The sequence below is a fragment of the Mesorhizobium sp. M7A.F.Ca.US.007.01.2.1 genome (genome assembly GCF_003998165.1).
Classification (GTDB): Bacteria; Pseudomonadota; Alphaproteobacteria; order Rhizobiales; family Rhizobiaceae; genus Mesorhizobium; species Mesorhizobium ciceri.
The window spans coordinates 1-1,462 of record NZ_RZQP01000470.1; the positions used below are offsets into that span (position 1 = coordinate 1).

General features: G+C 63.2%; 2 protein-coding genes and 1 pseudogene. 2 read left to right on the plus strand and 1 reads right to left on the minus strand.

The genetic code is table 11. The features are described from left to right. The coding region (locus tag EN949_RS35200; protein ID WP_164782678.1) for a sugar kinase at positions 1-675 on the minus strand (675 nt) is incomplete at its 3' end. A 152-nt stretch (positions 676-827) separates the two neighbouring features. Here EN949_RS35200 and EN949_RS35205 point away from each other — a divergent pair. Then, positions 828-1,277 (plus strand): FixH family protein, encoded by a 450-nt coding sequence (locus EN949_RS35205; protein ID WP_024503807.1) that lies wholly within the window; start codon positions 828-830, stop codon positions 1,275-1,277. 7 nt (positions 1,278-1,284) lie between these two features. Beyond that, a pseudogene (locus EN949_RS36980) lies at positions 1,285-1,462 on the plus strand (methylamine utilization protein); the annotation flags it as partial.

The window sequence follows — 1,462 nt, forward strand, 5'->3', positions numbered from 1 at the left end:
GTTCTTGACGACGACCTCGCTAACCAGTTGCCTGAGTCGCTTTGCGGTCGCTTGCGGTGTTGCATCGCCAAACAGCATCTGCTCGTCGGGGAAAGTCGGCAATGCGATGTCGGTGGCGGCAAGGGCTTCGACGATCGCTGCCTGTGCATCCTCGCGATTGCGCCAAAGCCGCGGCCGGTAGTTGGGATCGAAGGCGACAAGTGAACCGGCCGAGCGCGCCTTGGCGACAGCCGCCAGCAATACGGCGCGCGCGGCCTCATCCAGAATTGCCAAAGTGATTCCGGAAAAATAGACAAGCGCCTGATTTACCAGGTTTTCCGACAATGCAACCGGGTCTGAGGCGAGCTGCCGCGCGGCGGCGTCGCCGCGCCAGTAGGTGAAGGAACGCTCGGCCCCGGTCAGCGTGATGGCATAGAGGCCAGGCCGTGCGCCCGCTATGATCGGGCTGGAGCCGATGCCGATGCCGTTCTGGCCTAAGAAATCGATCTGGGCTTGCGAGAACGGATCGTCGCCGAAGGCCGAGACATAGGTTGCCGGCCGCTCAGTGCTCAGCGCGTGCAGCGCCCACAGCGTGTTGAACGTGTCGCCGGCAAAGCCCATGCGCCAGTTCGGTCCGGTCTGGCCCGACAGTTCGAGCATGCATTCGCCGATCGAGGCGACGCCGGTTCCCGCCATCTACAATCCTCCAGTGCTTCCCGGTGCTGTAGCTTTTTGCCATCGGCAGCGCCATGCTTGGCAAGCAGGGTTTTTTCCGCCACAGCGTTTTCCCACAGGCTGGCGGGATGCGATCCGTTCGGCAGAGCGTTGTCTGCAGAAGAGGAACCGGTTTGGCATCGATATGGCGTTATCTTCTGGCGGGTCTTGGTCTGGCTGCCTTGCTGGTCGGCATTCTCGCGGTCGTCTTCCTGACGGCGCCGCGTTCGTCGCTGCCAGCCGGCCCGGATGTCGCGCGGACGAAGAAAACCGACAACGGGCTGTACGTGGCGAGTTTCGTGCCGGAACGGGGCGTGGTGCGGCAGGGCGAACTGGAATCCTGGCTGCTGACCCTGAAGACAAAGACAGGGGCTTCGGTGGAGCGCGCCGCGATCGCCATCTCCGGCGGCATGCCGCAACACAATCACGGCCTGCCGACCAGCCCGCAGGTCACCGATTACCTGGGCGAAGGCCGTTACCGCATCGAGGGGCTGAAATTCACCATGAGCGGCTGGTGGCAACTTCGTTTCGCCATCTCATCCGGCGCCGGCTCCGATACCGTACTGTTCAACGTGGTGCTGTGAGCGATCGATGAAGCGCCTTTTCCGCTTTCTGGCGCTGATGGTCGCCGTCGTCCTCGTGGGCTGCGGCAAGCCTGATTTTTCCGACGCAGAAAAGAAGACTATCGCTTCGCTGGCGCTGTCGTCGCTGCCGGCGCTCAAGGCCGACACCACCAATCGTTTTGCCGACGTGCCGGCCGCCGCCGCAC